Here is a 17,844-nt window from a genome sequence, read left to right as displayed (position 1 = left end):
AGAACGACATGGATTTCCTGAACGAAGAGCAGGTCTTGTGGCGCGACACCGTCGCGCGCGTGATGGAGCAGGAGATCGGCCGCGAGTATGTGCGCAAGTGCGACATTGACCGCGCCTATCCCTACGAAGCCTATGAAAAAGTGGCCAAGCTGGGCTGGCTGCGCCTGCTGATACCCGAGGAGCAGGGCGGCGACGGCGGCACGATCTTCGACTACGCATTGATGTGCGAGGGACTGGCGCGCTATGGCTTCGACTTCGCGACGGCTTTCATGGTCGCGACGTTCACCGGCATGAACATCGTCAAGTTCGGCACCCCGGAGCAGAAAGAGCGCTATCTTCCCGCGTTCATGCGGGGAGACCTGCGTTTCTCGATCTCGATCTCCGAGCCCCAGGCCGGCTCCGACGCGGCGTCGACGCGCACGCGGGCCGAGCCGCGCGACCAGGGCTGGGTGATCCGGGGCCAGAAGCTGTGGTGTTCCGGCGCGGCGGCAAGGAACGTGGTGATCGCGATGCTGGTGCGCACAGACAAGGAAGCGAAGAAGCACAAGGGCCTGTCGGTGCTGCTGGTGCCCAACGACACGAAGGGGCTGGATATCCGGCGCCTGCCGACGATGGCGCGCCGCGCCACCGGTACCACCGAGATATTCGTGGACGACGCATGGGTGCCCGATGCCAACATGTTGGGCGAGCCGGGGGACGGCTGGCGCATCATCACCGATCATCTGGAGCTCGAGCGGATAGCCGTGTCGGCCGCCTACGTCGGCAACGCGCAGCAGGCCGTCAGCGATGCCCTGCGTTATGCGCACGAGCGCATCCAGTTCGACCAGCCGATATACGACTTCCAGGTGATCCGCCACATGCTGGCCGACATGCAGACCGCGGTCGACGCGTCGCGCCTGATGGTGTATCGCGCCGCCGACATGGCCTCGCGGGGCTTGCCTTGCTCGCGGGAAGTCAGCATGGCCAAGCTGATGGCGTCCGAGACCCTGCAGACGGTGACGCGCCAGGGCATGCAGATCCTGGGCGGACACAGCATGCTGCCCGAGTCCGACATGGAGCGCTATTTCCGCGAGGGCATGCAATCGACCATAGGCGGGGGAACTTCCCAGATCCAGCGCAGCATCATCGCCAAGGCGATGCGCATGTGACTGCCGGGATGCGGTCCGGGCGGTCACCCGCCGGACGTGCACGGACGGACACCAAAGGAGACACGACATGAGAACGATCCAGAAATTGCAGGCGCTCGTGCTGGCGGGGCCGCTGGCCCTGGCCGCCTCGCCGCAGGCGCAGGCCCAGGCCGGGAACTTCCCCAGCAAGCCCATCACCATCGTCGTGCCGTTCGGCGCCGGCACGACGACGGACCTGGCTGCCCGCTTCCTCGGCAAGCACATCACCGAGATCACCAAGCAGCCGGTGATCGTCGACAACAAGCCCGGCGCCAGCGGATTCATCGCCTTGCAACACGTCCTGCGCCAGCCCGCGGACGGATACACCATCGTCGTCGGGACGAATACGACGCATGCCGCGAACCTCGCGCTCTTCAAGAAGCTTCCGTACGACCCCGTGGCGGATTTCGTGCCCATCACCGCGATGATCGTGGGTGGCGTGGTACTGACGGTCGCGCCCGGCGCGCCTTACCAGAACGTGCAGGAGCTGATCGCCGCGGCCCGGAAGAATCCCGGCAAGCTGACGTTCGGCTCCGGCAATTCCTCGTCCAGGGCCGGCGGCGAAGTGCTCAAGGAGCTTGCCGGCATCGACATCCTGCATGTGCCGTACAAGACGCTGCCGTTGGCCGTCACGGACGTGATGGGGGGGCAGATCGACATCGTGTTCGGCGACGCGCCGGCGGTGATGCCGCACGTGCGCGCGGGCAAGCTCAAGGCCCTGGGCGTGTCCACGCCCACGCGCATGCCCGGCTATGAGGACATTCCGACGATAGCCGAGCAGGGCGTTCCCGGCTACGAGGCCAGCGGCTGGCTGGCGGTGTTCGCGCCCAAGGGTACCCCGGACGACGTCGCCGACAAGCTCAACGCGCTCATCGTTCCCATCATGCGATCGCAGGAGGCCGCCCGGTACTTCGGCGACAACGCATGGAAGCCGATTGCGGGAACCCGCCAGGAGCTGGCGGAGTTCCAGAAAGTCGAAATCGCCCGATGGACGAAGCTCGTCAAGGCGGCGGGCATCGAGCAGCAGTGACGGGGAGGGGGACCGGCCGCCAGCTGCGGGGGTAGCAAGAGCGGCAGATCGACACGGCAACGGGCGCCTGGGGACGGCCCATGTACGGGCGGGTCTTCCGACCTACGTATAATCCGCCCATTCTGTTCTGTTGATCTTCGACGGCGAGCACGCATGATCATCCGGCCCCGCCCGCACTGGCTGCGCATGCTGTTCATCGTGCGCGGCTCGGTGCTGCCCGGCATCCTGCCGCAACTGGCAGCGGCGACGCTGTTCGCCGTCCTGGTCACCGTGCTGCACGGCCAGGTCTTCGAATGGAAGGTGCAGCTCAATTTCGTGCCGTTCTCGCTGATCGGGTTGACGCTGGCCATTTTTCTCGGCTTTCGCAACAGCACCAGCTACGCGCGTTATTGGGAGGCCCGCAGCCTGTGGGGCACGCTGCTGAACGAGACGCGCTCGCTGGTCCGGCAGGCCCTGACCCTGGCCGACGCGCCGGACAAGGCGCGCGAGTTCGCCATGTGCCTGGCGGCCTTTGTGCACGCCTTGCGTCATCAATTGCGGAACAGCGATGCCGGCGGCGATTTGCGGCGCCTGCTGGGCGACGAGGGCGCGGCCTTCATCGGCCAGGCTCGCTACAAGCCCGCCATGCTGTTGCTACAGGCCGGACGCTGGGTGGGTGAACGGCGCCGCGACGGCTCCCTGGACCCCGTGCTCGTGCCACCGATGGAAGCGTCGCTGCGCAAGCTGAGCGAGGCGCTGGGCGGCTGCGAGCGGATCGCGTCGACGCCCATCCCTTTCACCTACGCGGTGCTGATCCATCGCACCATCTATCTGTATTGCCTGCTGCTGCCGTTCGGCCTGATCGATGCCATCGGCGCCATGACGCCGGTGATCGTGGCCTTCATCGCCTATACGTTCTTCGCGTTGGAAGCCCTGGCGGCCGAGATCGAAGAGCCTTTCGGCCTGGAGCCGAACGACCTCGCCCTGGACGCGATGTCCGGCATGATCGAATCGACCCTGCGCGAGATGCTGGGCGAGAAGCTGCCGCCCGAAGCCGACCGGTCGGACACCATCGTGCTGAGCTGATATCTTTCATCCCCACCCCCTGGACCCACCATGGAAAACTATCCCAAGGACATCTATACCGAGCCGGAACCGGATGTTCACACGCTGGCCAACCTCGGGCCGCTGACCGGCATGGCCGGCATCTGGACGGGCGCGCGCGGGCTGGACATCAACCCCAAGGCGGACGGCCCCGAGAAGCAGGCGTTCATCGAGCACATGGAGCTCCAGCCCATCGATGCGCAGACCAACGGTCCGCAATTGTTCTACGGGTTGCGCTATCACACCCGCATCGTCAAGCCGGATGACGTCGAAACTTTCCACGACCAGGTGGGCTATTGGCTGTGGGAGCCCGCGACGGGGGCGGTGATGCAGACGCTGTCGATCCCGCGAGGGCAGACGGCGATGGCGGTGGGCCAGGCCTCACCCGACGCGCGGCGCTTCACGCTCCATGCCGTGCGGGGTTCGCTGACGAACGGGATCGTGTCGAATCCGTTCCTGGAATACGCATTCAAGACCGAGAGCTACACCATCACGGTCACGATCAACGACGACGGCACCTGGTCCTACGAGCAGGACACGATACTGGTCATCCCCGGCCAGGCGGAGCCGTTCCACCATACCGACCGGAACACGCTGCGCAAGATCGGCGAGCCCACGCCGAATCCCACGGCGCAGGCGGCTGCCAAGCGAGGGCTGGCCGGGGGCGCGTGAGAGAAAGTCTCCTCGATCCTACTTCATTCATGCGTGTTAGCGCTTGCTACCTCTTGTAGCATCTAAATTCAAAGAGTTACGAGAAAGCGGGTACTTTTACGTGCGATGGCAGGGGTATTGCCAGAACACCGAAAACAAACCGCAACACATACCGGGGGGATCCTATGAAGGGATCGATGAGCACCGGCGTTCGCCGTCTATGGTGGACGCTGGCGGGTAGTATCGTGCTGACGCTGGCCGCCTGCGGCGGCGACGGCGCCAAGCCGGGCGGCGAGGAGCCGCCTCCGGCATCAAGCAGCAAGGCCGTGATCGAAGTTCAAGCCGATCGCAGCAATGTGTCGGTGGGCAAGCCGGTAGGCTTCAGTGTCGCCGCCGTGACGGACGGCACGAAGATCGACCAATACCGCTGGACGTTCAGCGATGGACAGCGAGCCACGGGGCAGCGCGTCTCGGCGTCCTTCGGCAAGGCGGGCCCGGTAACGGCCACCGTGCAGGCCATCTCGGGCGGTCAGTCCGTGGCCGAGGCCAGCGCCGCAGTCGTGGTGATGGATGCCGGTAACTCGCCGTATGCCGAATTCGGCATTCCCTCGAAGATCGGCAACATCGCCGGCAATGCGAAGCCCGGCCTGGTCGACGCCATGCGCCTGGGCCAGTACGTCGGGGGCCTGAACACGCTGGACGAGATCCAGGTCGCGCGTGCCGACATCAATCTGGACGGCAAGGTCGACGACGCCGATGTCGCGCTGGCCATGCAGGCGGCCGCCGCCGGCCAGGAACTGCCGTCGGCCCTGCTGAATCCCCAGGCCTATCCGGGAGCCGTGGTGGCGATGGTGTCGCCGGCGCTGTTGGATCCGGAAGCCCAGGTGGCCATCAAGGTGGACGGCGTCGCCTCGCCCCAGGTATTCCGCATGCTGCCGGGCTACGCGTCGTTCCTCGTTCCGGCCGGCCTGGCACGCAACGCGCAGGCGCAGGTCGTCGTGTCGGTCAACGGCGCGGCCAGCGAGACCCTGGCGCTGGACTTGCTGGCGCCGCTCCAGCCGGCGGTGCCTGCGGCCCAGGACGTTCGCGCTTTCTTCGATCGGATCGATCGCCTGATGCAGGCGCAGCACGATGCCATCGTGGCCGAGCCGAGCGGCCTGAGCGCGCAGGACGCCGAGCAGCTGCGCAAGGTCGCGGCCGCCGGCCGCAGCGCCTTCGGCAACGCCAGGCTGGAGCTCGAGCGCGTGCTGGCCGGGCCCAATGGCGACACGCTGGCCAAGGTGTTCCAGAAAGCGCTGCTGGCCAACGGCATGCGCGAGTTCCAGGCCCAGAGCCAGGAGGTGCTGGGCAAGGTGTCCGCGAACGCCGCGGCCGGCCCCATGGCGGCCGCCATCTCGCCGGACCAGATCTGCGACTTCGTGCTGCCCGAGCTTTGCCGGCTGAAGAAGACCGCCGACATGCTGGGCGAGGCCTCGTCGATCGCCAGCGCGGCTTGCAGCGCGGTCACCGCCACCATCTTCATCGCGGGCGCGGTGATCCCCGCCGACGGTCCCGCCATCGAGATCGGCGCCGTGGCGGCGTTCGTGAAGTTCTGCGTGCCGATCAGCGCGACGCTGTCGGTGGCGTCCACCTTGGGCGAGATCGTCAAGCCCATCGATCCCAAGCTGTACCTGACCGTGAGTCCGCTCAGCCTGAAGCCGGGCGAGTCGGCGCTGGTCAAGCCGGAAGTGGCTTTCATCGGACTGCAGCATCTGTGCGGCATGGGTGCCAGCCAGGGGGCGGGGTACCTGGTCAAGCAGATCATCGGCAAGCGCGTGGTCGCGGGCATCCTGCGCAGCAATACGGCGGCTCGCACGCTGGCGGATTTCTTCGCGAAATATGCGGAGGATCTCTACGTGAAGCTGCTGGATGGCCTGGCCGATGCCGCCGGCAATGCGCTGGACGCCGCCGGCGTAATGGGCGCAATCGAGAGTTTCGTGACCAACCGCTGCGCGGTGGTGCCGGCGGGCCGGGCCACGATGCCGGCGAATCGCGTCCTGATGCCGTTGAGCGCGGACAAGGGCAGCTACAGCTTCAACTCGGACGGGACGGCGAACTACAACTGCCCGAGCGCGTCGCCCACGTCGGTCAGCACGGCCACGCTGGAGGCGTCGTGGCCGATGTGCGACGGATTGGGCAAGGCGACCGAGATCGTCGGGTGCAGCACGTCGGACGTCCTGATCACCATGGGAGACAACGGTTCAGCGCTGGACGACATCTTCGAGGTCATCGTCGCCGGCCAGACGGTACTGACCAGCAGTGCGCCGGTGCGCAGCGTTTCCGCTTCGGTGCCGATCCCGGGGGGGCAGACCGAAGTGCTGATGCGCGGCCTGGCCGCGCCGGACGGAGTCGGCACCTATTTCATCACCTTCAGCAGTAATGCGAGGGTGGTGGGCGGGGATTCCCTGTCCGGCAGCGACCTGACCCCGGGCGTGACCAAGCGATTCATCATCGAGGTGCAATGACATGCGTATTCGTTCGTTCATCCTCCGGTCCCTGTTGGCCGGTCTGCCGCTGGCGGCAGCCATGAGTGGCACCGCGCATGCCCAGTTCGTCGGCGATGCCTTCTTCGTCGATCCTTCGGTGACGGCCGTGACCGGCGCCGAAGGCGCCATACAAGTGGCCGTGTTCTCCGGCACCCACGCGGTAGGGGCGGCCCATGCCACGGTTACCTACGATCCGGCGGCGCTGGAGATCCTGGCCATCGATCCCGTCGCGGCCGGCCGCGTCACGCCGGCGGTTCAATGGCGCAAGGACGGCAACGTCCTGCACATCGTGATGGTCAACGGCACGTCGCTCACGCAGCCCATCGGAACCGTGCCGCTGGGCAACATCCGCTTCAAGGTGCTGGGCCCGGCGCGGGCCACGACCACGCTCACGGCCAAGGCGACCGAGATCCTGATGCCGGATGCGACGGCCATTCCACCGGGCCTCAAGAGCTACGACGGCGAAGTGACCTTCGTCGAAGCGGTGGCCTCGCCGATGCCCCGGTTGGCTGGGCTGGCCCAGAAGTCATCGAGTCCCGATCTGGTGGAGCGGGCGCGGCGGATGCGGCCGGCCGGCGGTACGGTGACGCTGCAGGTCCCGAATGGGTCGGGGCAGGCCCAGCCTGTGGAGGTCCGGATACCGGCCGCCACGGTGCCGCGAGAGTAGGACAGAAGGAAGGTCCGAGCCGGCATCCCGCCGGCTCATCCAGCCGCCAGGCTGTCCAGCAACTGGACGGCCAGGTACGCCAGCAGTGTCAGCACGAGGACGGCCTGGAACACAGCCACGAACCAGAACAGCAGGGGCGTTTCCCGGCGCCGGATGGTGCGCGGCGGAATGACGAGTTCCCCCTCGCGCAGCCCTTGCAGGTACAGAGGAAGAAACGCCAGCGGCAGGCATAGCAGGAGGGCCTGCATGAGACTGTCGGGCAGCGCGATCCAGCCTTGCTGCCTGGCCCAGGCGGCAAGCACGATGAGGACGAGCACCCCGCCGAAGATGGCCTGGCGCATGGAACGGCTCCTGGGAAGACCGGAGGATGAGGGAGTCTACCAGTCCCTGGCGGTTGCGCGCTTCGGTTCCCGGCACGGTGATGGTACGCTTGCCCGCGGCCGGAGTCCGACCGTGCGGGGGAGCATGGAAGATCGATGCACGGACTTGCCGGCCATATGCCAACAAGAACTGCGGAGACTTCCCGTGAACGTTTTTCCTCGCATCATCCCGCTAGTCTGTGGCCTGGCCATGGCCGGAGCCAGCCTGGCGGCGGATCCCGACCCATTGGGCATGCTCGAAAGCGCCAATACGCAGACCGCGCAGGTCCAGGCGGCGTTGGACTTCTGCAAGCGGGATGCGGGCCCGGTCGTCCGGGCACTGGACGGATTGATAGGGGCGGCCGGCCTGTCCTCGTCGCAGCGTGACAAACTGCGGCGCGCTTACGAACAGGCGATGCGCGACGAATCGGCCCGCATCGCCGGCATCGCGAACCAGAAAGGTTTTTCCCAGGGGGCCTGCCCGGCGGCGACGCTCGATACGCTGGACAAGCAGGCGCCGGTCATCGTCAAGTCGCTGGACGACATGCGCCGTGGCTGGCGGCCCGCCCCGGTCCAGGCCCCGGCGCAGAGCGCGCCTCCTCCCGCGCAGGCCGCCGACATCGCCCCCGGCAAGTACACCTGCTACACCTTCGATGCCGGTCAGCTGAACTACGCGTATACCGACGTCGTGGTGCAGAAGAGCGGCCAGTACGCGGTGGGTGCCAAGGGCGGCAGTTATCAGTTGAAGGACGGACGCGTCAGCTTCACCGGGCCGCTGTCCAACGCGAGCGGACGCTATGCGGTGAAGCAGACCGGCGTGCCGCAACTGGACCTGGTGTTCAACGGCGACAACCGGGCGTCGATGACCTGTCCGCGCGGGCGCTGAGCGCCGATCCGTGGCCGGTCAGCGTCTCCCCTCGGGCTGGCCGGCCGAGCTTGCCGCAGCCGGAGCCGCCGCGGCCGGTACATCGTTGCGCGCGAGCTCGGACGCCCCGGTTCGTGCCGGGGCGCCGGCAATCAGAACGGCTGCGCCGTGGCCGACGCTTCGATTTCCGCGCCCTGGCCGCTCGAGCAGAACGACGGGTTGTACTGATAGACCCAGTTCGTCTTCGGAATGGCGGTGGGCGCCGTCCAGGAACTCATCTGGGTCATGGTGTTGAAGATGAGCTCGGAGCGCTGGGTGACCTTGTTGGTGAAGTCGCCGCCGCTGGCCTCGACCGTGAACGAGGCTTCGGCCACGACGGGCGTGGTGTCGCTCTCGTTGAGGTACCAGAGCGAGACGGTGAAATCGGCCCCTTGCTGGCCGAGGTCGCTGTCCGGGCCGTCGTAGGTCTTTTCCCAGATCGACAGGCCACCCACGACGACGAGCGGGTCGTCCCGCACGATGTCCAGGCCGGTCGCGACGGGGTAGAGGTCGGTGACGTCCTTCATCTTGTTCAGGTTCTTGCCGCTCGAGAAGTTCTGCTTGGTCGAGCGGGAATAGGCCGTGGCCGAGGCGGTCTTGTCCATCTCGAACTTGGAGTCGGCGCCGGATTCGCTGCCGGTGATGGTGACGCCCGCGGCCGCGGACTGGGAGGTCGAGCGGAACTTCAGCGTGGATTCGCGCTTGTCGCTGACGCGTTCGCGGAAGGAATAGGACTGCGCACGCAGCTGGCAGCTGCCCGGCGAGTCGTAGAAGCGCACGGTGCGCTCCTTGTCCTTGGCGAAGCTGCCGTCGATGCTGCGGTCGAAGCCGGCGGAGGCCAGCGCGGCCTTCAGGTCGGCCAGGTACGCGTTGGATGCGTTCTTGGGGTGGTCCGCGAACAATGCGGGCTTGAGCAACACCTTGTATTCCCGCGATGTCGGGACGTCGGCCTGCGCCGCTCCGACCACCGCCCACGCCGCGCCCAGCGCCGCGATCTTCAGCCATGCCATGGTTTTCTCCTTTGTATGGACCTCGCGCCCGCGGGAATGATCGTCGGCGCGTGTGTCAGGCATGTGTCGGCCGCCTGGGCCGATGACGCGGCGGGCCGGGTCAGTCGATGGCCCGTGCCCACGGTTCGCCGACGAAGTGCGCCGTCAGGTACTCCATCAGCGCCTGCACGCGTGCCGGCCTGCCGCGTCCGGGCGGCGTGACCAGGTGCAGCGCGATGGGGTCCACCTGCCAGTCGTCCATGGCCGTTTCCAGCGCGCCCGACTGCAGGTCCTGCCAGGCCAGGAATTCCGGCTGCAGGGCCAGGCCGGCGCCCGCGCGCAAGGCGGGCGCCAGCGCCTCGGCATTGTTCACCCGCAGCGGCGTGGGCATGGCCTGGGTGAATTCGCCATGACGGGCATGGCGGAAGCGCCAGCTCGATCCGCCGCGCGCGTAGGCGTACTGCAGGGCGCGGTGCCCGGCGAGTTCGCGCGGGTGCCGGGGCCGGCCGTGCTGCTCGAAGTAGGCGGGGGAGCCGACCAGCAGGATGCGCACGGTGCACAGCCGGCGCACCAGCAGGCTGGAGTCGGCCAGCGTGGAGATGCGCAGCGCCAGGTCGAAGCGCTTCTCGATCAGGTCGACCTGTTCGTCGCTGAAGTGCACGTCCAGGGTGACCTCGGGATAGCGCGCCATGAACGCCGGCAGCACCGGCGCCACGTGCGAGATGCCGAAGGACATGGGGGCCGTCATCCGTATCGGTCCGCGCGGGCTGCTGGACTGCTCGGTCACTTCGGATTCGACGGCCTCGCCTTCTTCCAGAATGCGCGAGGCGCGTTCCAGGGCGGCCAGTCCGCTTTCCGTCAGCGAGATGCGACGCGAGGTGCGATGGAACAGCACGGTCTTCATCCGCCCTTCCAGGCGCGAGACGGCCTTGGAGACGGTGGCCTGCGACAGCGACAGTTCGGCCGCGGCCCGGGCGAACGAACCGGTTTCGGCCACCTTGGCGAAGATGGCCCAGGCTTCCAGGTCGGGGAGTCGGCTCATGGATGCGTTTCCGGCGTGTGGATATGTTGACCTAAAAAATGGAAAGTATGGTTTTCAATTAATTCTATTTCAATCATGTCGGCAAGTTTCTATAGTTCTCTTCATCGAAGCAACGAAAGCGGAGAACATCATGATCGAACGTCGTCCCTACGAGAGCCTGGGTGGTGCCAACCACGGATGGCTCGATGCCAAGCACCACTTCTCGTTCGCCGGCTATGCCGACCCGGCCCGCATGAACTGGGGCGCGCTGCGCGTCTGGAACGATGACACCATCGCCCCGGGCACCGGCTTCCCGCCGCATCCGCATGCCGACATGGAAATCATCACCTATGTCCGGGAAGGCGCCATCACCCACCAGGACAGCCTGGGCAGCCGCGGCCGTACCGAGGCGGGCGACGTCCAGGTCATGAGCGCGGGCTCGGGCATCCGGCACTCGGAATACAACCTGGAGCCCGGCGTGACCCGCATCTTCCAGATCTGGATCTTTCCGGACAGCCGTGGCGGCCAGCCGTCTTGGGGTGCCAAGCCGTTTCCCAAGGGCGACCGTTCGGGTCAGTTCGTCGCCCTGGCCAGCGGTATGCAGGGGGACGAGGATGCCCTGCCCATTCGTGCCGATGCGCGGGTTTCCGGCGCCACGCTGAAGGCGGGCGAGACCGCGGAGTACCGCTTGGGAGCCGGCCGCTACGGCTACCTGGTGCCGGCCACGGGCCGCGTGGACGTCAACGGCGTGGAGTTGCGGGCGCGGGACGGCGCCGCGATCCGGGACGAGGACGTGATACGCCTGACCGCCATCGAAGATACCGAACTCGTCCTCGTGGACGTGGCCGGCTGACACATTTCCTGATCGTTTCCCCAACGGAGAACCGCCATGTCTCATTATCTAGACGTCCTGACCCCGCAGAACAGCCAGATCATCTTCATCGACCAGCAGCCGCAGATGGCCTTCGGCGTGCAGTCGATCGACCGCCAGGTCCTGAAGAACAACGTCGTGGCGCTGGCCAAGGCGGCCAGGGTTTTCGATATCCCCACCACCATCACCACGGTGGAAACCGACAGCTTCTCGGGCAACACCTATCCCGAGCTGCTGGCGGTGTTTCCGCAGAACAAGATTCTCGAACGCACCTCGATGAACTCCTGGGACGATCAGAACGTGCGCGACGCGCTGGCCGCCAGCGGGCGCAAGAAGATCGTCGTGTCGGGGCTCTGGACGGAGGTCTGCAACACCACCTTCGCGCTGTGCGCGATGAAGGAGGGCGGCTATGAGATCTACATGGTGGCCGATGCCTCGGGCGGTACGTCGCTGGATGCGCACAAGTACGCGATGGACCGCATGGTGCAGGCGGGTGCGGTGCCGGTGACCTGGCAGCAGGTCATGCTGGAATGGCAGCGCGACTGGGCCCGCAAGGAGACCTATGACGCCGTGACCGGCATCGTGAAGGAACATTCGGGCGCCTACGGCATGGGCATCGACTATGCCATCACCCACGTGCACAATGGCGCGGAGCGCGTCCAGCACGGCGAGCGGATCGGTCCCAACCCGGCCAGGTAAACCTCCGCGCGTGTGCCGGCTCCCGGCCGCGCACGGCGGTCACCCAGGTCCACCACCGAGGAGCAATCATGAGCGCCACCACCGCCGATGTCATCCTGCGGCATGGCCGCATCACCACGCTGGACCGGGCCAATCCGTCGGCTACCGCCGTCGCGGTCAAGGACGGGCGCTTCCTGGCCGTGGGCGACGATCGGGAAGTCATGGCCCTGGCCGGGCCGGCGACCCGCATCATCGACCTGGGCGGCCGGAGCGTGCTGCCCGGGTTGATCGACAACCATACCCACGTGATACGCGGCGGACTGAACTTCAACATGGAACTGCGCTGGGACGGCGTGCGTTCGCTGGCCGACGCGATGGACATGCTGCGTCGGCAGGTCGCGATCACGCCGCCCCCGCAGTGGGTGCGCGTGGTGGGCGGCTTCACCGAGCACCAGTTCGCCGAGAAGCGCCTGCCGACCATCGCCGAGATCAACGCGGCGGCGCCCGACACACCGGTGTTCCTGCTGCACCTGTATGACCGCGCGCTGCTGAACGCCGCGGCGCTGCGCGCGGTGGGCTATACCAAGGATACGCCCGAGCCCCCGGGGGGAGAAATCACCCGCGACGCCCAGGGCAATCCGACGGGGCTGCTGCTGGCCAAGCCGAACGCGCAGATCCTGTATGCCACGCTGGCCAAGGGCCCGACGCTGCCGTTCGACTACCAGGTGAATTCCACGCGGCATTTCATGCGCGAGCTGAACCGCCTGGGGGTGACGGGCGTGATCGACGCCGGCGGTGGTTTCCAGAACTACCCCGACGACTACGCGGTGGTCCGGAAGCTGGCCGACGACGGCGAGTTGACGGTGCGCCTGGCCTACAACCTGTTCACGCAGAAGCCGAAGCACGAAAAGGAGGATTTCCTGAACTGGACCTCCAGCGTGCAGTACAAGCAGGGCGACGACTATTTCCGCCACAACGGCGCGGGCGAGATGCTGGTGTTCTCGGCCGCCGACTTCGAGGATTTCCGCCAGCATCGTCCCGAGATGCCGCCGCAGATGGAAGGCGACCTGGAGGAGGTGGTGCGCATCCTGGCGCAGAATCGCTGGCCCTGGCGCCTGCATGCGACCTACGACGAGACCATCTCGCGCGCGCTGGACGTGTTCGAGAAGGTCGACCGCGAGATCCCGCTGAAGGGATTGAACTGGTTCTTCGATCACGCCGAGACCATCTCGGACCGGTCCATCGACCGCATCGCCGCGCTGGGCGGCGGGATCGCCGTGCAGCATCGCATGGCCTACCAGGGCGAGTATTTCGTCGAACGCTACGGCGCCGCGGCGGCCGAGGCCACGCCGCCCATCGCCCGCATGCTGGAAAAGGGGGTGAAGGTGTCGGCGGGCACCGACGCCACGCGCGTGGCGTCCTACAACCCCTGGGTGTCGCTGGCCTGGATGATCACCGGCAAGACGGTGGGTGGGCTGTCGCTGTATCCCCGGCGCAATTGCCTGGATCGCGAGACGGCGCTGCGCATGTGGACCGAGAAGGTGGCCTGGTTCTCGAACGAGGAAGGGCGGCGGGGCCGCATCGCCCCAGGGCAGTTGGCAGACCTGATCGTGCTCGACAAGGATTTCTTCGCCTGCGCCGAGGACGAGATTTCCTTCCTGACCTCGGAGCTGACCATGGTGGGCGGCCGTGTCGTGTACGGCGCGGGCGGATTCGCCGGCCTGGACGACAATCCCCTGCCGCCGCCGATGCCGGACTGGTCTCCCACTCGCCTGTTCGGCGGCTATGCCGCCTGGGCCGAGCCCGAGGGCGCCGGCCGCCATTCGCTGGGCTACCGCCGGGTGGCCGCGTGCGGCTGCGCGCAAGCCTGCGGCCTGCATGGGCACGAGCATGCCAGGGCCTGGGCATCGAAGCTGCCCGTGTCCGATGCCCGGGGCTTCTTCGGAGCGCTGGGCTGTTCCTGCTGGGCGGTCTGAGGAGGACGCGACGTGAGCGAAGCGGTCAAGAGCACTTCCCGGGGCGGCTTCGGGCCCCTGAAGCAGAAGCTGTTCGCCGTGTTGTGGGGCGCGACGATCATCGGCAACACCGGCAGCTTCATTCGTGACGTGGCCAGTGCCTGGCTGATGACGGACCTGTCGACCTCGCCCACGGCGGTCGCCATGGTGCAGGCCGCCGCCACGCTGCCCATCTTCCTTCTGGCGATCCCGGCCGGCGTGCTGTCCGACATCCTGGACCGGCGCAAATTCCTGATCGCGATCCAGGTTCTGCTGGCCTGCGTCAGTGTCGGCCTGATGCTGCTGACGGCCTGGGGCATGCAGACGATCGGCTCGCTGGTCGCGCTGACCTTCCTCGGCGGCATCGGCGCGGCGCTGATGGGGCCCACGTGGCAGGCCATCGTGCCCGAGCTGGTGGACAAGAAGGACATCAAGAACGGCGTGGCGCTGAACTCGCTCGGCATCAACATCGCGCGCGCCATCGGTCCCGCGCTGGGCGGCCTGATCCTGGCGAGCCTGGGCGGCGCGGTGACCTATGGCGTGGACGTCATCAGCTATGCCTTCGTGATCGCCGCGCTGCTGTGGTGGCGCCGGCCACCCACGCCGCGCGACGAACTGTCGGAGCAGTTCCTGGGCGCGTTCCGGGCGGGATTGCGCTATGCGCGGGCCAGCCGCGAACTGCACGTCGTGCTGGTGCGCGCGTTCTGCTTCTTCGCATTGGCCAGTTCGGTATGGGCCTTGCTGCCGCTGGTGGCGCGCGGGCTGCTGGGCGGCGGGGCGGGGTTCTACGGCATCCTGCTGGGGGCCGTGGGCCTGGGCGCGATAGGCGGCGCCGTGGTCATGCCCATGCTGCGCGACAGGCTGGACGCCGATGGCCTGCTGCTGGCCGCGGCGCTGGTGACGGCGGCCGTCATGGCGGGCCTGTCCTTCGCGCCGCCGCAGTGGCTGGCGGTGGTCGGACTGCTGGTGCTGGGGGCGGCGTGGATCACCGCGCTGACCACGTTGAACGGCACGGCGCAGGCCATCCTGCCGAACTGGGTGCGCGGCCGTTCGCTGGCCGTCTACCTGACCGTGTTCAACGGCGCGATGACCGCGGGCAGCCTGGCCTGGGGCGCCGTGGCGGAATGGGTGGGCGTGCCCGCCGCCCTGCTGGCGGGCGCCGCGGGACTGGTGATCGTGGGCGTGGTGTCGCATCTGCTCAAGCTGCCCAAGGGCGAGGCCGACCTCGTGCCCTCGAACCATTGGCCCGAGCCCTTGACGGCCGCACCGGTGGAGAACGACAGGGGGCCGGTGCTGATCCTGGTCGAATACCGGATCGATCCCGCGGACCGGGCGGCTTTCCTGCGCGCGCTGGAGCGGCTGTCGGCCGAACGGCGGCGCGATGGCGCCTATGCCTGGGGCGTGACCGAGGATGCGGCCCGGCCGGGGCTCATGCTGGAATGGTTCCAGGTGGAGTCATGGGCCGAGCATCTGCGCCAGCACAAGCGGGTTTCGAAGGCCGATGCCGATGTCCAGGAGGAAGCCCTGCGCTTTCACCGGGGACCGGAGCGGCCCTCGGTGCGCCACCTGCTGGCGGTTCACAGCCGCACGGCCTCCTGATGGGATGTGCCGAGGAGTCCGGTTCCTGGCGACGAGGAAAGCCCCGCGGGCGCGGCCGTGGCGGCCGCGCCCCGTGCCGCTCAACGCGCCGGCTGCAGCGTGACGCTCTCCGCCTTCAGGCTCTCGACCTTTTGCCGGCTGAATGCCATGGGGAAGAGCTCCCCCTTGACCCACAGCGGCAGCAGGTTCTTGTAGTAGGGGCTGGAGGGATCCGACGACTGGCCCGGCACGTTCATGGCCAGCGAGTTGTCCCAGTTGCCCACGTCTATGGCTTGCCGGTAGGACGCGCCGTGGATCTTGCGGAAGTCGGCGCCATAGGCGCCCAGGTAGACGGTCTCGATGTTGCCGCTCATCGGATACCGCTCGGTCGCCAGCGCGGCGCGCTGGTCGGCCGGCAGCAGCGCCGCCAGCTGGTGGTCGAACTTGATGTGGAACAGGTCGCCCCACTTCCACCCGGCGGGATCGTTGCCCAGGATCTCCTTCAGATTGGCCAGTCCTTCCTTGAGCGCATCGAGCAGCAGCGTGTCGCGGCCCTTTACCGGTTCGGCGCCGAAGGCCGCGTCCGGTGCCCGTAGCTTGTTCATCACCAGCCGCTTGTCCAGGTCGCCGAACGTGGCCCGGCTGGCGGCCGGCACGTACAGGTCCGAGACCTTGGCGACGATGACGTACTGCCAGAACTCATAGATGGTGGCGGCCACCGAATCGGCCGACATGCGATGGTTCCAGGCCTTGAGCCGCTGCAGCGCGTCGGCCACCTCGGCCTCGGGCGAGGACAACGATGCGGCCAGGCCCATCAGGTCGCGCGCGGGGATGGACAGGTCGTCGTATTGCAGCTTGACGGTGTCCTGCACGGTCAGGCCGCGCGCGCCGCCCAGGACTTCGCCGATACGCTGGACCCGGTTGGGATCGGACCATTCGCGTGCCGACATGTCCTTGCGCGCATAGTCGTCCGGCACGTTGTACTCGTTGGCCGTGGCGTAGAACCCCTTGGCCGGGTTCAGCACGCGCGGCAGCGAGGCGCCCGGCAGGATGCCGTCCCATTCGTAGCTGCCGTCGCCCGGGACGGGCAGGAGTCCCGACCATCCGGCCTTGGGCCGGATGGGGGCGAGCGCGCCGCCGAACCAGCCGATGTTGCCGTCCACGTCGGCATACACCATGTTCTCGCCGGGGGTGTAGTGGCGGGCCATGCCGGCGGTGAACTCGTCCCAGTTGCGCGCCTGGTTCAGGCGCAGGCTGGCCAGGTAGGCGGCGGTGCCGGGAAACTCCAGGTAGGCCGCGCGCATGGCGTAGGCCTTGCCGCGGGCGGCGTCCTCGTGCAGCACGGGGCCGTGGCGAGTGAACTTGATCGTCGCCTTCACGTCGGCCTGGCCCCGCACCTTGATCGTCTCCTCGACCAGGCGCATTTTTTCCCACTTGCCTTGATAGCGGTATTCGTCGCGGTTGGCGGGGTTGGTCTCGTAGACGTACAGGTCTTCCTCGTCGCCGAAGGAAAAGATGGTCAGGCCGAAGGCGATGCGTTCGTTATGGCCGATGGACACGCCGGGCAGCGCCGGCTCGCCCGCGCCGATGACGTTCCAGCCCGGCGAGTTCAGGTGCACCATGTAGCGCAGCGAGGGCATGGACAGGGCCCGGTGCGGATCGTTGGACAGGATGGGCTTGCCCGACGCGGTGCGCGCGCCCGAGATCGTCCAGTTGTTGCTTTCGTAGCGGGTGATGCGGCGCGCGTTGGCCCGGGCCATGCCTTCGGCCGCGCTGCTGGCGGCGGGCGCCTCCCCGGGACCCGACAAGGCCTTGGCCAGCGTGTCGCGGGCCTGTCCGCCCAACGGCCTGTCGGCCATGCTGCTGGGATTCGGCGTGGCCAATTTCGTCGGCACGTCGCTGTCGGGCCTGCTGCTGCAGCGCAGCCTGCGCATGACGCTGCTGCTGATGCCGCTGGCGATGGGCGGCATCGGCCTGGTTCTGGCCGCCACGGGGACGCTGCCCTGGATCGCGGCCGTGCTGGTCGCGCTGTGGGGCATGGCCTTCGGCGCGGTACCGGTGGCCTGGTCCACCTGGTTGACGCGGGTCGTGCCCGACGAGGCCGAGAGCGGCGGCGGGCTGATCGTGGCGGCCGTGCAACTGGCCATCACCGTAGGCGCGGCCGCAGGCGGCGTGGTGTTCGACGCGGGAGGCGCGCACGGCGTCTTTGCGGCCAGCGCGATGCTGCTGCTGGGGGCGGCGCTGGTGGTGTTCAGGGGGTTCTGGCGGCGGCCGGTACTGGCCGCCGCGCCCCTGGCCCGATAAGGCTCCAGGCCCGCGGCCGGTACG

14 protein-coding genes and 2 pseudogenes are annotated in these 17,844 nt (G+C 67.6%); 12 read left to right on the top strand and 4 right to left on the bottom strand.

What is annotated here, in order from left to right; translation table 11 throughout:
• Positions 1-8: 8 nt before the first annotated feature.
• The 6 genes from N5K27_RS16330 to N5K27_RS16305 all read left to right on the top strand — a co-directional run bounded on the left by N5K27_RS16330 (position 9) and on the right by N5K27_RS16305 (position 7,122).
• On the top strand, positions 9-1,148 hold the full coding sequence (locus tag N5K27_RS16330) for an acyl-CoA dehydrogenase family protein (protein ID WP_087837827.1): 1,140 nt from the start codon (positions 9-11) through the stop codon (positions 1,146-1,148).
• A 67-nt stretch (positions 1,149-1,215) separates the two neighbouring features.
• Positions 1,216-2,196: a tripartite tricarboxylate transporter substrate binding protein gene (locus tag N5K27_RS16325; RefSeq protein WP_087837826.1), complete on the top strand. Its 981-nt coding sequence runs from the start codon at positions 1,216-1,218 to the stop codon at positions 2,194-2,196.
• A gap of 153 nt (positions 2,197-2,349) precedes the next feature.
• The gene (locus tag N5K27_RS16320) at positions 2,350-3,261 is read left to right on the top strand and encodes a bestrophin family ion channel (protein ID WP_087837825.1); all 912 of its coding nucleotides are present in this window, start codon (positions 2,350-2,352) and stop codon (positions 3,259-3,261) included.
• Between the two features lie 30 nt (positions 3,262-3,291).
• The gene (locus N5K27_RS16315; RefSeq protein ID WP_087837824.1) at positions 3,292-3,951 is read left to right on the top strand and encodes a heme-binding beta-barrel domain-containing protein; all 660 of its coding nucleotides are present in this window, start codon (positions 3,292-3,294) and stop codon (positions 3,949-3,951) included.
• Positions 3,952-4,127: 176 nt separating this feature from the next.
• On the top strand, positions 4,128-6,434 hold the full coding sequence (locus tag N5K27_RS16310; protein ID WP_087837823.1) for a PKD domain-containing protein: 2,307 nt from the start codon (positions 4,128-4,130) through the stop codon (positions 6,432-6,434).
• Between the two features lies 1 nt (position 6,435).
• Positions 6,436-7,122, top strand: a complete 687-nt coding sequence (locus N5K27_RS16305; RefSeq protein WP_087837822.1) for a cohesin domain-containing protein — start codon at positions 6,436-6,438, stop codon at positions 7,120-7,122.
• Positions 7,123-7,157: 35 nt separating this feature from the next.
• On the opposite strand, the gene N5K27_RS16300 is transcribed toward N5K27_RS16305, so the two are convergent.
• A complete protein-coding gene (locus N5K27_RS16300; protein ID WP_087837821.1) occupies positions 7,158-7,463 on the bottom strand; it encodes a hypothetical protein in 306 nt (101 codons plus the stop codon).
• Between the two features lie 184 nt (positions 7,464-7,647).
• On the opposite strand from N5K27_RS16300, the gene N5K27_RS16295 reads away from it, so the two are divergent.
• On the top strand, positions 7,648-8,367 hold the full coding sequence (locus tag N5K27_RS16295; protein ID WP_087837820.1) for a hypothetical protein: 720 nt from the start codon (positions 7,648-7,650) through the stop codon (positions 8,365-8,367).
• A 131-nt stretch (positions 8,368-8,498) separates the two neighbouring features.
• Here the strand turns inward: N5K27_RS16295 and N5K27_RS16290 are convergent, their stop codons facing one another.
• Both N5K27_RS16290 and N5K27_RS16285 read right to left on the bottom strand, forming a co-directional pair.
• The gene (locus N5K27_RS16290) at positions 8,499-9,395 is read right to left on the bottom strand and encodes a hypothetical protein (protein ID WP_087837819.1); all 897 of its coding nucleotides are present in this window, start codon (positions 9,393-9,395) and stop codon (positions 8,499-8,501) included.
• Between the two features lie 100 nt (positions 9,396-9,495).
• Positions 9,496-10,416: a LysR family transcriptional regulator gene (locus N5K27_RS16285; RefSeq protein ID WP_087837818.1), complete on the bottom strand. Its 921-nt coding sequence runs from the start codon at positions 10,414-10,416 to the stop codon at positions 9,496-9,498.
• Positions 10,417-10,546: 130 nt separating this feature from the next.
• Here N5K27_RS16285 and N5K27_RS16280 point away from each other — a divergent pair, with 130 nt between their 5' ends.
• The 4 genes from N5K27_RS16280 (at position 10,547) to N5K27_RS16265 (ending at position 15,537) form a co-directional block, all read left to right on the top strand.
• The gene (locus N5K27_RS16280) at positions 10,547-11,248 is read left to right on the top strand and encodes a pirin family protein (RefSeq protein WP_087837817.1); all 702 of its coding nucleotides are present in this window, start codon (positions 10,547-10,549) and stop codon (positions 11,246-11,248) included.
• A gap of 36 nt (positions 11,249-11,284) precedes the next feature.
• Positions 11,285-11,965, top strand: coding sequence for a hydrolase (locus tag N5K27_RS16275; protein ID WP_087837816.1), 681 nt, complete (start codon positions 11,285-11,287; stop codon positions 11,963-11,965).
• Positions 11,966-12,033: 68 nt separating this feature from the next.
• Positions 12,034-13,920, top strand: coding sequence for an amidohydrolase (locus tag N5K27_RS16270; RefSeq protein WP_087837815.1), 1,887 nt, complete (start codon positions 12,034-12,036; stop codon positions 13,918-13,920).
• Positions 13,921-13,932: 12 nt separating this feature from the next.
• Positions 13,933-15,537 carry an MFS transporter gene (locus N5K27_RS16265; RefSeq protein WP_087837814.1) on the top strand — a complete coding sequence of 535 codons (1,605 nt, stop codon included), beginning with the start codon at positions 13,933-13,935 and terminating at the stop codon, positions 15,535-15,537.
• An 80-nt stretch (positions 15,538-15,617) separates the two neighbouring features.
• Here the strand turns inward: N5K27_RS16265 and N5K27_RS16260 are convergent.
• Positions 15,618-17,363, bottom strand: a pseudogene (locus N5K27_RS16260) (penicillin acylase family protein); the annotation flags it as partial.
• Between N5K27_RS16260 and N5K27_RS16255 the strand changes: the two are divergent.
• Positions 17,359-17,820: pseudogene (locus tag N5K27_RS16255) on the top strand (MFS transporter); the annotation flags it as partial. The pseudogenes N5K27_RS16260 and N5K27_RS16255 sit on opposite strands and share 5 nt — an antisense overlap.
• Between the last annotated feature and the right edge of the window lie 24 nt (positions 17,821-17,844).

The sequence above is a fragment of the Pigmentiphaga sp. GD03639 genome, assembly GCF_029845405.1.
Classification (GTDB): Bacteria; Pseudomonadota; Gammaproteobacteria; order Burkholderiales; family Burkholderiaceae_B; genus Pigmentiphaga; species Pigmentiphaga daeguensis.
This window is presented reverse-complemented; position numbering and strand designations above follow the sequence as displayed.

Bases quoted from the DNA above. Each gene is read 5' to 3' on its own strand.
- N5K27_RS16310 (WP_087837823.1), top strand. From the start codon at position 4,128: ATGAGCACCGGCGTTCGCCGTCTATGGTGGACGCTGGCGGGTAGTATC.
- N5K27_RS16315 (WP_087837824.1), top strand. From the start codon at position 3,292: ATGGAAAACTATCCCAAGGACATCTATACCGAGCCGGAACCGGATGTT.
- N5K27_RS16320 (WP_087837825.1), top strand. From the start codon at position 2,350: ATGATCATCCGGCCCCGCCCGCACTGGCTGCGCATGCTGTTCATCGTG.
- N5K27_RS16285 (WP_087837818.1), bottom strand. From the start codon at position 10,416: ATGAGCCGACTCCCCGACCTGGAAGCCTGGGCCATCTTCGCCAAGGTG.
- N5K27_RS16275 (WP_087837816.1), top strand. From the start codon at position 11,285: ATGTCTCATTATCTAGACGTCCTGACCCCGCAGAACAGCCAGATCATC.
- N5K27_RS16305 (WP_087837822.1), top strand. From the start codon at position 6,436: ATGCGTATTCGTTCGTTCATCCTCCGGTCCCTGTTGGCCGGTCTGCCG.
- N5K27_RS16280 (WP_087837817.1), top strand. From the start codon at position 10,547: ATGATCGAACGTCGTCCCTACGAGAGCCTGGGTGGTGCCAACCACGGA.
- N5K27_RS16330 (WP_087837827.1), top strand. From the start codon at position 9: ATGGATTTCCTGAACGAAGAGCAGGTCTTGTGGCGCGACACCGTCGCG.
- N5K27_RS16270 (WP_087837815.1), top strand. From the start codon at position 12,034: ATGAGCGCCACCACCGCCGATGTCATCCTGCGGCATGGCCGCATCACC.
- N5K27_RS16325 (WP_087837826.1), top strand. From the start codon at position 1,216: ATGAGAACGATCCAGAAATTGCAGGCGCTCGTGCTGGCGGGGCCGCTG.
- N5K27_RS16300 (WP_087837821.1), bottom strand. From the start codon at position 7,463: ATGCGCCAGGCCATCTTCGGCGGGGTGCTCGTCCTCATCGTGCTTGCC.
- N5K27_RS16290 (WP_087837819.1), bottom strand. From the start codon at position 9,395: ATGGCATGGCTGAAGATCGCGGCGCTGGGCGCGGCGTGGGCGGTGGTC.